General features: G+C 68.6%; 13 protein-coding genes. 7 read left to right on the top strand and 6 right to left on the bottom strand.

The window, feature by feature from the left end; translation table 11 throughout:
- Nucleotides 1-178: 178 nt before the first annotated feature.
- From AB0J42_RS11520 to AB0J42_RS11510, 3 genes are read left to right on the top strand one after another with little or no spacing between them, the layout of a single operon-like run.
- The gene (locus tag AB0J42_RS11520; protein WP_364291716.1) at nt 179-1,327 is read left to right on the top strand and encodes a 5-(carboxyamino)imidazole ribonucleotide synthase; all 1,149 of its coding nucleotides are present in this window, start codon (nt 179-181) and stop codon (nt 1,325-1,327) included.
- 14 nt (nt 1,328-1,341) lie between these two features.
- Nucleotides 1,342-1,830 (top strand): 5-(carboxyamino)imidazole ribonucleotide mutase, encoded by a 489-nt coding sequence (purE, locus tag AB0J42_RS11515; RefSeq protein ID WP_364291829.1) that lies wholly within the window; start codon nt 1,342-1,344, stop codon nt 1,828-1,830.
- Nucleotides 1,827-2,807 (top strand): GNAT family N-acetyltransferase, encoded by a 981-nt coding sequence (locus AB0J42_RS11510; protein WP_364291713.1) that lies wholly within the window; start codon nt 1,827-1,829, stop codon nt 2,805-2,807. Before purE ends, AB0J42_RS11510 begins: the two co-directional genes overlap by 4 nt.
- Here the strand turns inward: AB0J42_RS11510 and AB0J42_RS11505 are convergent.
- Nucleotides 2,783-4,096, bottom strand: a complete 1,314-nt coding sequence (locus AB0J42_RS11505; RefSeq protein WP_364291710.1) for a UDP-glucose/GDP-mannose dehydrogenase family protein — start codon at nt 4,094-4,096, stop codon at nt 2,783-2,785. The genes AB0J42_RS11510 and AB0J42_RS11505 overlap by 25 nt on opposite strands.
- A gap of 128 nt (nt 4,097-4,224) precedes the next feature.
- On the opposite strand from AB0J42_RS11505, the gene AB0J42_RS11500 reads away from it, so the two are divergent.
- Both AB0J42_RS11500 and AB0J42_RS11495 read left to right on the top strand, forming a co-directional pair.
- Nucleotides 4,225-5,388 (top strand): acyl-CoA dehydrogenase family protein, encoded by a 1,164-nt coding sequence (locus AB0J42_RS11500; RefSeq protein WP_364291707.1) that lies wholly within the window; start codon nt 4,225-4,227, stop codon nt 5,386-5,388.
- A gap of 235 nt (nt 5,389-5,623) precedes the next feature.
- Complete coding sequence (locus AB0J42_RS11495) at nt 5,624-6,970, top strand: hypothetical protein (RefSeq protein ID WP_364291704.1); 1,347 nt, start codon at nt 5,624-5,626, stop codon at nt 6,968-6,970.
- A gap of 3 nt (nt 6,971-6,973) precedes the next feature.
- Here the strand turns inward: AB0J42_RS11495 and AB0J42_RS11490 are convergent, their stop codons facing one another.
- The 5 genes from AB0J42_RS11490 to AB0J42_RS11470 form a co-directional block, all read right to left on the bottom strand.
- Nucleotides 6,974-7,486, bottom strand: coding sequence for a GNAT family N-acetyltransferase (locus AB0J42_RS11490; protein ID WP_364291701.1), 513 nt, complete (start codon nt 7,484-7,486; stop codon nt 6,974-6,976).
- Between the two features lie 12 nt (nt 7,487-7,498).
- The gene (locus tag AB0J42_RS11485) at nt 7,499-7,807 is read right to left on the bottom strand and encodes a DUF1778 domain-containing protein (RefSeq protein WP_364291698.1); all 309 of its coding nucleotides are present in this window, start codon (nt 7,805-7,807) and stop codon (nt 7,499-7,501) included.
- Nucleotides 7,808-8,537: 730 nt separating this feature from the next.
- Nucleotides 8,538-9,176, bottom strand: coding sequence for a DivIVA domain-containing protein (locus tag AB0J42_RS11480; protein WP_364291695.1), 639 nt, complete (start codon nt 9,174-9,176; stop codon nt 8,538-8,540).
- An 8-nt stretch (nt 9,177-9,184) separates the two neighbouring features.
- Entirely contained in the window at nt 9,185-10,306 is a 1,122-nt protein-coding gene (locus tag AB0J42_RS11475) for a globin domain-containing protein (RefSeq protein WP_364291692.1), read from the bottom strand.
- Nucleotides 10,307-10,690 carry a group 1 truncated hemoglobin gene (locus tag AB0J42_RS11470; RefSeq protein WP_364291689.1) on the bottom strand — a complete coding sequence of 128 codons (384 nt, stop codon included), beginning with the start codon at nt 10,688-10,690 and terminating at the stop codon, nt 10,307-10,309. It lies immediately after the preceding gene.
- Nucleotides 10,691-11,194: 504 nt separating this feature from the next.
- On the opposite strand from AB0J42_RS11470, the gene AB0J42_RS11465 reads away from it, so the two are divergent.
- Both AB0J42_RS11465 and AB0J42_RS11460 read left to right on the top strand, forming a co-directional pair.
- On the top strand, nt 11,195-12,217 hold the full coding sequence (locus AB0J42_RS11465; protein ID WP_364291686.1) for a DUF4331 family protein: 1,023 nt from the start codon (nt 11,195-11,197) through the stop codon (nt 12,215-12,217).
- A gap of 265 nt (nt 12,218-12,482) precedes the next feature.
- Nucleotides 12,483-13,451: a YafY family protein gene (locus AB0J42_RS11460; RefSeq protein WP_364291683.1), complete on the top strand. Its 969-nt coding sequence runs from the start codon at nt 12,483-12,485 to the stop codon at nt 13,449-13,451.
- The last annotated feature ends 29 nt before the right edge of the window (nt 13,452-13,480 follow it).

Here is a 13,480-nt window from a genome sequence, read left to right as displayed (position 1 = left end):
CCTTCTGCCTCGTCACTCCATGACCACCTCAGCGTACCGGCGCAGGCCGCGGCCCGCGGCCGGACCTGAACACCTACATTCCTCGAAATTTCACCTCATAACGCACCCTGCCCGGCCGGTCGTCAGAAGCCGCTCCACCTGGGAGCGTTCCGGAATGCGGCCGGTATGCTCACCACACGTGAACGCTTACAGCCCCATCGGCCCCGTCGTCGGCATCGTCGGCGCCGGACAGCTCGCCCGGATGACCCAGCCCCCCGCCATCGCCCTCGGGGTCGAGCTGCGCCTGCTCGCCGGCGCCCCCGACGAGAGCGCCGCCAGGGTCATCGTCGACACCCGGATCGGCGACTACCGTTCCCTCGACGACCTGCGCGACTTCGCCAAGGGCTGCCACGCGATCACCTTCGACCACGAGCACGTCCCCGGCGAGCACATCCGGGCCCTCATCGAGGAGGGCCACGCCGTCCACCCCGGCGCCGACGCCCTCATCCACGCCCAGAACAAGGTGGTCATGCGCGAGCGGCTGACCGCCATCGGCGCGCCCTGCCCGGCCTGGGCCCGCGTCTCCACAGCCGGCGAGGCGGCCGCGTTCGCCGCCGAGCACGGCTGGCCGATGGTCCTCAAGGCGATCACCGGCGGCTACGACGGCCGCGGCGTGTGGGTCTGCCACTCCGAGGAGGACGCCGCCGAAGCGTTCGCGGCCGGCGGCCCGCTGCTCGTCGAGGCGTTCGTGCCGTTCGAGCGCGAGCTGGCCGTGCTCGTCGCCCGCTCCCCGCACGGCCAGGGCGTCAGCTACCCCGTCGTGGAAACCGTGCAGCGCGACGGCATCTGCGTCGAGGTGCTGGCCCCCGCCCCCGGCCTCGACCCCGAAGAGGCCGCCGAGGCGCAGCGCATCGCCCTCAGCATCGCCGACGAACTCGGCGTCACCGGCCTGCTCGCCGTCGAGATGTTCCAGACCCGCCACGGGCTGCTCGTCAACGAACTCGCCATGCGCCCCCACAACAGCGGCCACTGGACCATCGAGGGCTCCCGCACCTCCCAGTTCGAACAGCACCTGCGGGCCGTGCTCGACCTGCCGCTCGGCACCCCTGACATGACCGCCCCCGTGGTCGTCATGGCCAACCTGCTCGGCGGCGACGACCCCGACCTGTTCAAGCGGTACGAGCACGTCATGGCCCACGACCCCGGCGTGAAGGTGCACTTCTACGGCAAGCAGGTGCGTCCTGGCCGTAAGATCGGCCACGTCACCGCCGTCGGCGAAGACCTCGACGAGGTCCGGGCCCGCGCCCGCCACGCCGCCGTCCACCTGATGACCGGGGAGTACACGTGAGCATCGGCATCGTCATGGGCAGCGACTCCGACTGGCCGGTGATGAAGGCCGCCGCCGAAGCGGTCGCCGAGTTCGGCATCCCGTTCGAGGCCGACGTGGTCTCCGCGCACCGGATGCCCAACGAGATGATCGAGTACGGCCGGCGCGCCGCCGACCGCGGCGTCGAGGTCATCATCGCCGGCGCGGGCGGCGCCGCCCACCTGCCCGGCATGCTCGCCTCCGTCACGCCGCTGCCCGTCATCGGGGTGCCGGTGCCGCTCAAGCACCTCGACGGCATGGACTCGCTGCTGTCGATCGTCCAGATGCCCGCCGGGGTGCCCGTCGCCACCGTCGCCGTCGGCGGCGCGCGCAACGCCGGCCTGCTCGCCGTACGGATCCTCGCCGCCACCGACGCCACCCTGCGCGCCCGCATGGTCGAGTTCCAGGAGCGGCTCAAGGAGCAGGCGTACGCCAAGGGAGAACGGCTGCGGGCCGAGGCGGCGGCGCTGAAGCCGGCCGATTGACCCGCTCGGCCGTGCTCGCGGCCCACGCTGCCCGGGTCGGTGCGGCCGATCCGCTGGCGGGCGGTCAGGACCGGCTGCCAAAGCCCGGTCCCGGTGAGGAACTGATCGAGGTTCCCGGGGCTGTGGGCCTGGCCACGGTGGATCGTTCCGACCCCGGCAGCATCCACGCCGCCTGGGGGCCGCTCGTCGTCCACCGGCTGCACGCCCGCGTCGGCGGCTCCGACCCCGAGGCGGCGCTCGGGGCGCTGCTGGACGAGTGGACCGCCGTTCCCCGGGCTGAGCCGGGGCCGCTCGCGGTGCTCTGGCCCAGCCGTGACACCGCCGCCGTCCGTGCCCTGGTGCGGCGCGGGTTCGCCCCGACGGTGGTCATCGCGGCCCGGCCCCGGCGCCCCACCCCGACGAAACCCGGCACTCTGCCGCGTGCGGCCATCCCCAACCGGGGCCTCGCGCCGGACCCGCAGAGCCGTCCGGCCGCTCAGGACGGCCGGTCCGATTTCCGGGTGCGGCCCGCTGTCGCCGAGGATCTGGGTGGGATCGTGCGGTTGTACGAGGCGCTGCTGGCGTACGACGGGCAGTTCGGGTGGGTCAGCGCGCGGCGGACGACGCCTGCCAGGGTCAGGGAGTATCTGGCCGGGACGGTGCCGCGCTCGTGGGCCTGGGTGGCAGAGCGCGAGGGGACGCTGATCGGGACCGTCATCGTCGATCCGCCGCCCCGGTCACGCTGGATCTCGTCGGTGGTGAACCGGATTCCGGCCGCCTATCTGGGCGTCATGTACGCGGACCCCTCCGTACGGGGCAAAGGGGTGGGATCGGCGCTGGCCGCGACCGCGCACGCCCGCCTGGACGCGTCGGGCGTCGCCACCACGCTGCTGCACCACGCGGTGGCGAACCCGCTGTCAGGACCGTTCTGGGCACGGCAGGGCTACCGGCCGGTGTTCACCCAGTGGGTGCGTCAGGGGCGGCCCAGCGCCCGGTAGTGCCACCCGGCGGAGCGCCACGTCTCGGCGTTGAGGGCGTTCCGGCCGTCGACGATCCGGCGGGCGGCCACGACCGAGCCCAGCTCCTCCGGGTCGAGGTCGACGAACTCCTGCCACTCGGTCAGCAGCAGCACGACGTGCGCGCCGCGGACCGCGTCGAGGACCGAGTCACCGTACGAGAGCTGAGGGTGCGCCTTGCGGGCGTTGTCGAGCGCGATCGGGTCGTACACCGTCACGTCGCCGCCCTGCTGCTTTATGGTGAGCGCCACGTCGAGGGCGGGGGAGTCGCGGATGTCGTCGGAGTTCGGCTTGAAGGCGGCGCCGAGCACGCCGACGGTGCAGCCCCGGAAGGAGCCGCCGGTCAGCTCGCGGGCCAGGTCGACCATGCGGGCGCGGCGGCGCATGTTGATGGCGTCCACCTCGCGCAGGAACGTCAGCGCCTGGTCCGCGCCCAGCTCGCCGGCCCGCGCCATGAACGCCCTGATGTCCTTGGGCAGGCAGCCGCCGCCGAACCCGAGCCCTGGGTTCAGGTAGCGGTTGCCGATGCGTTCGTCGTACGAGAGCGCGAGCGAGAGCTGCTGCACGTCGGCGTGGGCCGCCTCGCAGACCTCGGCCATCGCGTTGATGAAGGAGATCTTGGTGGCCAGGAACGAGTTGGCGGCGCTCTTGACCAGCTCCGCCGTCGGGAAGTCGGTCACCACGATCGGCACGTCGCCGAGCGGCTCGTAGACCTCCCGCAGCACCTTCTCGGCCCGCTCGGTGCGCACGCCCAGCACGATGCGGTCGGGGCGGAGCGTGTCCTGCACGGCGAAGCCCTCGCGCAGGAACTCCGGGTTCCACGCCAGCTCCGCCTGCACGCCCGCCGGGGCCAGCGCCGTCAGCCGCTCGGCCAGCCGGGACGCGGTGCCGACGGGGACCGTCGACTTGCCGACGACCAGGCACTCGCGGTCGAGGTAGGGGGCCAGCGAGTCGATCGCGGCGTCCATGTAGGACACGTCGGCGGCGTACTCGCCCTTCTTCTGCGGCGTGCCCACACAGATGAAGTGGACGTCGCCGAACGCGCCCGCCTCCTCGTAGGAGGTGGTGAAGCGCAGGCGGCCCGACTCCAGGCCGCGGCGGAGCAACGGTTCGAGGCCCGGCTCGTGGATGGGGAGCTCACCATTGTTGAGACATCGGACCTTGTCGGCGTCGATGTCGAGGCCGAGCACCTCATAGCCGAGATCCGCCATGCAGGCCGCGTGTGTGATGCCCAGGTAGCCGGTCCCGATCACCGTCAGGCGGTAAGGCACGAGTGAGCTCCTTTCCCCATTGCGGAGGCATGCTACAGGCCCGCACGCACTCTTCTTCGTGCCACCTTGGCATTACGACAAACCGTACCCATTGGTAGCAAGATGCTCGGACGTCCTACTATTTGTCTATGAGCTTTCCTCTGTACGCGCCCGCCGACGAGCACGACATGCTCCGGGAGACGGTCCGGGCCCTCGCCGACGAGAAGATCGCGCCCCGCGCCGCCGAGGCGGACGAGGCCGAGGAGTTCCCCTGGGACGTCTACAAGGCGCTCGTCGCCGCCGACCTGCACGCCATCCACATCCCCGAGCAGTACGGGGGAGCGGGCGGCGACGCGCTGGCCGCCGTCATCGTCATCGAAGAGGTCGCCCGCGCCTGCGCCTCCTCCTCGCTGATCCCCGCCGTCAACAAGCTCGGCACCGTGCCGATCATGCTGTCCGCGTCGGAGGAGCTCAAGCAGCAGTACCTGCCGGCCGTGGCCCGTGGGGACGCGATGTTCTCGTACGCGCTCTCCGAGCCGGAGGCGGGCTCCGACGCTGCTGGGATGAAGACGCGTGCCGTTCGCGACGGCGACCACTATGTGCTGAACGGCACCAAGATGTGGATCACCAACGCGGGTGTGTCCGAGTACTACACGGTCATGGCCGTCACGGACCCGTCGGCGGGGGCGCGGGGCATCTCCGCCTTCGTGGTGGAAAAGTCGGACGAAGGGGTCTCCTTCGGGCCCAAGGAGCGGAAGCTCGGGATCAAGGCGTCTCCGACTCGGCAGGTGATTCTGGAGGATGTCCGTATCCCCGAGTCCCGGCTCATTGGTGAGCCGGGGACTGGCTTTAAGACCGCTCTGGCCACGCTGGACCATACGCGGGTGACCATCGCGGCACAGGCGCTCGGGATCGCGCAGGGGGCGCTGGACTACGCCGTCAAGTACGTCAAGGAACGCAGGCAGTTCGGCCAGGCCGTCGCCGACTTCCAGGGCGTGCAGTTCATGCTCGCGGACATGGCGATGAAGCTGGAGGCGGCGCGGCAGCTCACCTACCACGCGGCGGCCAAGTCGGAACTGGCCATGAACGGGGAGCCGCAGAAGGACCTCACCTTCCTGTCCAGCGCGGCGAAGTGCGCGGCCTCGGACGCGGCCATGGAGATCACCGTGGACGCGGTGCAGTTGCTGGGCGGGTACGGGTACACCAAGGACTTCCCGGTCGAGCGCATGATGCGCGACGCCAAGATCACCCAGATCTACGAGGGCACCAACCAGATCCAGCGCATGGTGATGGCCCGGCAGCTCCTCAAGTAGACCGCCTGCTCCCGCCCGTTGACCACCTGAGGGGTGGGCCGTCTGCTGCCCACCCCGGGTCAAAGGGCTTCGCCCGGCAGGCGCTTCGCGCCCGAGAGCTCAGGCTGTTTCATCTGGGGGCACAGCCCCCCAGACCCCCAGCGCAAACCCAGGTAACCCTGGCGACGGCCCAGCCTGCTGATGCGTAACCTGCGCAAAAGCGAGACCTTCACCGAACTCGGCGGCCGACTTCCACGTGTCAGCGGCGACCCCGTGGAGGTATCTCGAGGAGACGGTGGCTCTGCTGCCAGCCACCTCTGCAAAGCCATCACCGTTCTTCGTCGTTGAGCAGCAAGGCCGGCTGACCTGCGGTGAAGAGTGCCGAGATGTTCTCTCTTCGCTGCTCCGACGTGAAGAGAGGGCACCAGAGGGCGGACTTCAGGCATTCGATGCGCGACAGTTGCGGCTGAGCGAAGAAAAGGGGGCCCCGCATATTCTGTGGCATACGTCTTCGCTTCTCCAGGTTGTCGTGTCCGCTGTGCGGGTACATCCGCTGCTCAGGAGTGGGTGTTTTGACCTCCGCCGGTTCATTTATGCTACCTCTGCGCTCGGGGCACTCGGTTGCCGCGGTCTGGATCCCGACCTCCTCGTTCGCCGAGGAATGGCGCGGATCATAAAGCTGGGGATCGCCGGCTGGCTCAGTGAGCCGGAACGATCCAACTCCTGGGAAAGCTGGGAGCATCGCGATCAGTGGAAAAGCTTCTTCGAAGAGAGCGGGGTTGATGGTACCGGCTCGCTCAGCTATATCAAGGCGGCTCTGACGGGCCGTGCCTCCCAGGGATTGGATTCCTGGATCGAGTCGGCACCTCTTGAGGATGTTCTCCTCTGGAGGCCGCCGGATCAACTACCGAATCATGCTTCGGCGGTGTCGCCGGATGAGGTGGAGGTCTGGACGTGGCTGGTCGAAAGATTCACCCAGACGTATCTGGACCGCTGGTCACTCGTCTCGCTGAAGAAGGAGTACGCATTCGCTCGGGGGTTGTGGCATCCGGGTTTCTCTGCGGACCTTCTCCGCGAGCGCGTCATCGCCGGCGAGAAGGTGGCGACCGCGCTTGCTGATAGGGCTGTGCTGAGCGAAGACGTCATCGACCCTGCTGTGCTGAGCGCGTTGACGGAGCAGGCGGCGGCGCTCCTCGACGAGGGCCAGCGGACCGCGGCGGCAGCTCTCTTCGACAGTGCGCGGATGCTCAAGCCTACGGACATGGTGGCGCAGAACAACTACGCATACTGCATTCTGGTGGACAAGCCTCAGCTGGCGCTGGCGCTGCTGCGGGACGCCCTGAATAGGGGGATAGAGACGCCGGCTGTGACTCTCTGCAATATCGCCTTTGCGGAGTCGCTGCTGGGGAACTACGGAGCCGCGGTCGATGCGTGTCGGCGCGCTGGTGCGGCATGTACCGACCATCAGGCAGCCTACTTGTGGAAACGAAGTGACGAGGACTGGATAAGCGTATACACCTCGGTGAGGGCGTGGATCACCGAATTCGCGGCAAGTTTGGAACGCTTGGGGGACGCCTCCGGTGAGCGGAGTGAGCAACTCTAGACCTCAAGCTGAGACGGCGGCTCGGAGCGCCTTCTTCAAGTCCTTCAGCAGGAGGAAAAGGTGAAGAGGGTCGGTAGGGGACGGCTCGAACTCTGCCTGCTTCATATAGAACTCTTTGGCCTGCTCGTCCTTGGCGTGAATCAAGAGAGCTCTGACCCCGATCTCGTCAGCGGCGTTCCCCACACGAATCAGTGCATCTCTGAGCAAGGCGCGACCTAGTCCTTGCTTCTGTGCGGAGGAGTCCACGGCCAGCCGTGCGAGCAGAATCACAGGGATGGGATGAGCGGGGACGCCACGGGTCACTCTCCCCGGCGCGTCTGCTCTTTCGACGCCGCCAGTGGCAAGAGCGTAGTATCCGACCACTTTTCCCTTAGCCGCGGTCACGAAAACCGTCGTCATCCCCGCACGCTGATTGACGAGGGCGTAGCTCTTGAGCCAGTCGTCAAGGTCGGGTTGCCCGCAATCGAACTCGCTGACATCGTCCTGTGCAGTTAGTTTGCGAGGTGTCGAAAACACGAAGTCTCTCCACTAACTGTCGAAGACGTGGGGTTCCTCTGAAATGAGATCTGCCAGCCGGGGCTTGATTACCGCAGGCCGCTCAAGGCTGTCCTCGAAGGCAGCCCAGGCCGCCTCGTCAAGCATGAACCATCGACGGTCAGCCAGTACTTGCTCGGCTGCCTTGCTCGCGCTGTCGAGAATGAACGCTGTTACGGTCGTGTTGGTGGCCTTTGCTGCCAACCGGATAAGCGTATTCTGCCGCGCATTCGCGCGGAGATTGAGTCTGGTCTCGCGGGCGAGTTGCGCTTCCTGCTCAGGGCTGGCTTCGTCGCTACCCATGACTTGCTCCTCCCGACTCTGTAGGGTGAGCGTACACACACTGTGCGTACACGTCAAGAGATTTGTACATCCAACGTACGTACAGAATCTCCTGGCGCCTCTCGCGCTTCAAGCGGGGACAACGCCCACAGGAAGGCTCGCTTGCCTTGCTCCCTGCCCGGGCCGTGTGGATCCCGCTCGCTGTCGCGTCGCCCCATGCCGCCGAGGCCGGGAGCGCGAGTGTCCTGCCCGCGCCCCGGCCCTGGGGGGCTGTCTGTGGTCGCCCTCGTCCGTACTGCTATGGACTCGTCCGTGTCCACCGCAGAACTCCAGCGCAGGCGTCTACCGGTCAATCGTCCCAGCCTGGCGGGGGACCGAGCGGTGCCTCGTCGCTGTCCACGAGCGTGCAGGGCGCGACTGGTCCGTTGGAGATGTTCGCCCAGATACCGGCGGTCTGCTCGTCCTCGGAGACGCTGAACTCCAGCACCCCCGTCTGCCCCGTCTTGATCGCGGCCGGGTCGATACGGAACCCCGGCTCCTCAGTGTTCGGCGGCCGGATCAGAAACGGCCTGCCATCGGCCGGATTCTGCGCTTCTGCGGACAGTCCCGCTTGGTGCCGAGCAGGCCGACGCGGGGTCAGGCTGTCGTGATCGACGCGATGGACCCGCGGGCGCCGGCTCCGGCGGTGAAGCCGGCGCCGCGGTGATGTCCTCGGCGCCAGGGCACTTTCGAAGCCCTGGCAGTGAGCCCGTCAGCGGTGGGCGGGTGAGAAGCCCTGGAGGACCTGGTTGTCCTGGTCAGGGAGGTGGCCGAGCTTGTCGACCTCCTCAGCCAGCCCTGCCAGCACGGCGCGGAGCTGCACCCGGGTGACGTCGGCGAAGGTGCGCAGGTAAGCGATCTGCCGTTCCAGCTCCTCGGCCTCGGCGCCGTGCTCGCCGCCGCGCGAGCGGTAGTCGCCGACCGCCTGCTCGGCGGCCTCCTCCGCCTGCCGCTGCGCCTCCGCCAGGATCACCTCGTACTGCTGGCGGGCCTCCCCGAGGATCCGCCGGGCGTATTCCTCAGCCTCCGCGATCTGGACGTCGGCGGTCTGCTGGGCGCGGGAGAGGATGTTGATCGCGTCGACGCTGAGGGCCTGCTGCTGGGGGACGGCGGGCTCGGCGCTGATGCCGTGCTCCTTGTACCACTGCTTCAGCCGGTCGATGTACGCCCGCAGGTCCGCCTTCTCCTTGTCCCCGGCCGCCACGTCTTCCGCGACCCGGTACAGGAACGAGCGGACCTCGTCCTCGCTGTAGCCGCGACGCCCGAGCGGGGTGCGCGAGAACTCCTGCTTGCGGATCCGGTCCGGGGTGAGAGGCTGGCGTTCGCGGTCCGGGTGATCCCCCCAAGACATCTCTGCCGTCATGACTCTCCGCCTTTGTCGCTGGTGAACTCGTCGAAGTGGATCTGCTCGGAGGGCACGCCCGCGTCCAGCAGTCGTCCGACAGTGCTCTGAGCCATCTCCGTGGAGCCGCAGACGAAGACCTGCTGGCCACGCCATGCCTGCAGCGCGACGTCCACGGCGTTGCCGCGGGTGCCGCGGTAGTAGGGGTCGTGGGAGACGGCCGGGACGACGGTCAGCCAGGGATGCTCCGCCGCCATCTTGGACAGCGACTCGAGGTCGTACAGCTCCCGGGAGGTCCGGGCGCCGACGACGAGGTCGACCTTCCGTGAGGCGCCCTCGTGCATCACCTGTTCCACCAGTGCCTTCAGCGGTGCGAGGCCCGTGCCGCCCGCGATGAGCAGCAGGTCGCCGGGCGTGTCGGGGGAGAGCTTCAGCTTGTCGCCGACCGGCGCTCCCACGCGCAGTACGTCGCCGCGCCGCGCGCCCATGACCAGGGCGGCGCTCAGCACACCGCCGTCGACCATGCGTACGTGCAGGTCGATGGTGTTGTCCGGGCGCGGCGCGTTGGCGAAGGAGTAGAAACGCCAGACGCGCGGCCGCCTGGGGTGCGAGATCGACGCCGACTGGCCGGGACGGAAGGCGTACTGGTAGTTCAGCCGCGCCCGGATGACCGCGATGCCGAGGGCGGGGGTCTCGTGGCTGATGATCTCACCCTCCCACCAGGGCGGGGTGGTCTTGGACGCGTCCGCGGCGGCGTCCGACATCACCTGGGCCACCAGGCCGTACGCCTTCGTCCAGTCCTCGGCGAGGGCGGGCGTCCAGCGGTCGGCCAGGAAGTGCTCCAGGGTGGCGAGCAGCGCCCTGCCGACGGCCGGGTAGTGCTCCGCGACGACGGCGAACTTGCGATGGTCCCGGCCGAGCTGCTGCAGGTACGGGACCAGTTCCTCCACCCGGTCGACGTTGCTGACGATGCGCCCCAGCGCGTTGACGAGCCGGTCGCGCTGGCTCGCCATCGACACGGGGAACATGTCCCTCGTCTCCGGGCTGATCAGAAACAGGGCCGAGTAGAAGTACAGCGGCACCTGGTCGCCTGACCGGGCGACGAGGCGCCAGCTGTCCTTGAGAGCTTGCGCGTTCACTCAGTCGGCCGTCTCTACGGGCCCGGCCACAATGGACGACTTGACCTTGTTCAAGGTCAGCTCGACGTGCCGCAGAATCTCGTCCCCCACGCCGGCTCCCCGCAGCACCGAGAGCAGGATCTCGCCGACCTTCGCGTAGTGGTCGGCGGTGATGCCCATGCCGCGGTGCGCCTCTGCCAGGTCGCGGCCCTCGTACGGCTCGGGACCGTCGAGGACGGAGCACAGCAGCACCACCATGTGCCGCTTCAACCTCGGCATGTCGACCCCGGCGAAATAGGGCTTGAGGTCGGCGTCGTCGAGGACTCGCACATAGAAAAGGTCGACGACGTCGCGAACAGCCGACGCGCCGCCGACCTGGTCATAGTAGGACGGCGAGATTGTCACAAATCCTCCAAGTGAGCCCACGCGTAGGAGGACCGGCTGCGGTGTTCCTGGTTCGCAGCGGTCACGACGCGAGGCATGGTGAATGGACGCACCCTGGCGCTCTGGACGCCGAAAGCCCGGGCGCCCGCGAGAGGGTGAGGTGGGTGATGGTCGTGGGGTTTTCGGCCGTCACCCTTTCCTTCGTGCCAGAGCAAAAGGCACCGAGCCGGATGTCGTGACGCAGGGTCACGGCCTGTCACGGCCTCAGGTGCCTGGGCCTATCTAACCACGACACTAACGTCCCATGAACCCCATTCTGCCCTTTTTTGACTCCATTTTCTCACGACCCGCCAACCTCTGCTGTCCGACCTGGGGCGGGGCGACGGGCGTCCCGGCTCCGGGGGCTTTCGCTCCCGCGGCACCCCGCGCCAGAACCCCCATCTCGCGCCTAACCTGCGCAAACGAGGTTCATGCGGCGCGCCTCAGGGAACGGGCCGTTCGAGCGAGCGACAGAAGGACCTGATCATGTCGAACCACTTCACCGGCCTCAGCCTCGGACCGCCACTCGGCGACCAGCGCCTCGACCTGTGCGACCTGTACGCTTTCCAGGCGCCCGGCGACGCGAGCAGGACCGTCCTGATCCTCAACGCCAACCCCAACGCGGACGCCCTGCACCCCGACGCCGTCTACCGCATGAACATCGACAACGACGGCGACTACCTGCCCGACATCGCCTTCAGCTGGGCCTTCAGCTCACCCGGGTCGGACGGCTCCCAGACCTTCAGCGTGTTCAAGGCGACCGGCGCGGAGGCCCGCAACCCCGAGGCCACCGGCACCAGAATCGTGTCGGACGCCGCCGTCTCCTTCGGCCCCCAGGCCAACGTGATCAGTACGGGCGACTACAAGATCGCCGCCGGCAGCCGCAGCGACGCCTTCTTCTTCGACTTCGACGGCATCAAGAACCTCTTCGACACCAGCGGCAAACGCAACTTCACCGCCCCCCACCTGGGCGGCAAGTCCCCGTGGACAGGAGTCGACTCCAACACCCGCGCCAACGTCTTCTCCATGGCCATCGAACTGCCGACCGCCGAGCTGTCGCCCCAGCCCGAGCTGAGCATCTGGGGCCGGTGCAGCGTCCTGCGCGACGGCGAACTCGTCCACGCGGACCGCGCCGGGCACCCGTCGATGAGCAGCTTCTTCAACACCGACGACACGAAACCCGAGTACAACGCCGGCGAACCGGCCGACGACCGGGAGAAGTGGACAGACCAGTTCGTCCACCTCCTGGGCCACACCGGCGGCTACTCCCGCGAGGAGGCGATCGCCGCGATCGAGCAGCACGGCCTCCTGCCGGACGTCCTGCACTTCGACCCGTCCAAACCCGCCTCCTACCCCAACGGCCGCACCTTCAAGGAAGACGTCATCGACATCCGCGTCGCCTTCCTCACCAAGAACGAGGCCCCACCCACCGGCCTGTCACCCCACACCGACACCCTCGACCACTTCCCCTACCTGGGGAACCCGCACCCGGCAGCCGCTTCGAGTTGAGGAAGCTGCGGCCGTCCATCAATCCGAGCGCCTGGTCGTACTCCATCCCCAGGCGTCACTCACCGATGGCCTCTAGTCGTGCGGATGTCATGATCTCGGAGATTTCCGCCAGAACCGAGTGCAGCTTGGCGCGGGGGTCAGCGGCGGGCGCGGGATCAGTGCCTCGTGATGCGGGGTGGACATCGCCGGCCTCCAAGCTGTGGCTTCGCCACTGGTACCACAACCGCGGACGCGTGGGTTCCTGGTTAGGCGGCAAGCTTGCGGTATGTCGGACACCACCGCACGTGCGCTCGCCCTCCTCAACCTGCTTCAGACGCACCGCCACTGGACGGGGCCCGAGCTGGCGGAACGGCTCGGTGTGTCGGAGCGTACGGTGCGACGGGACGTGGAGCGCCTGCGTGACCTCGGCTACCGGATCGAGTCGGTGCCGGGCCTGGCCGGGGGTTACCGGCTGGAGCGCGGGGGTGTGATGCCGCCGCTGCTGCTCACCGACGAGGAGGCCGTCGCGATGGCGGCGGGCCTGCGGCTGGCGGCGACGCGGCAGCTCACCGACGGCACGGAGACGACGATCCGGGCGCTGGCCAAGCTCGAAAAGGTTCTGCCCGCCGTGCTGCGGGAACGGGTGAACGCGCTGGCCGCCGCGGTGCGCCCCGCCGGGGCCGGACCCGGGTCAGGAGTGTCCCCGGCCGTCCTCACCGCACTGGCGCTGGCCTGCCGGGACCACGAGCGGGTCCGCTTCACCCACACCTCGGGATCCGGGCCGTCGCCGCGCCGGGTCGAGCCGCACCACCTCGCGCCGTCCGAGCGGCACTGGTACCTCCTCTGCTGGGACCTCGACCGCGACGACTGGCGCACGTTCCGCATCGACCGGATCGCCGACGTCCACCCCACCGGGGTGTTCTTCGAGCCGAGGCCGCTGTCGCAGCGGCAGGTCGAGAGGTTCCTCGCCGTAGCCAGGTCATGGGCCAAGGAGGCGTACGACGCGACGGCGACGATCGACCTGCCGATCGACCGGCTGCGCCACCTGTTCGGCGAGTGGGCCCAGGGCGCCGAACCCGTGGACGCCGGCACCACCCGCTGGCCGGTCGGCGGCGCCGACTTCCGGGAGACCATGTACGCCCTGTCATGGATCCCGCCAGGCGTCCCGTACAGCGTCGACCTCCCCGACCCCGCCCGCACGGAGCTGCGCGAGACGCTGGAACGGATGCTGCGCGCCCTTGAGGACAGAAGCTGACCGGATCTGCTGCCAGCATGCGTGCACCG

Origin of the sequence: Nonomuraea sp. NPDC049649 (assembly GCF_040675175.1) — a bacterium.
GTDB lineage: Bacteria > Actinomycetota > Actinomycetes > Streptosporangiales > Streptosporangiaceae > Nonomuraea.
This window is presented reverse-complemented; position numbering and strand designations above follow the sequence as displayed.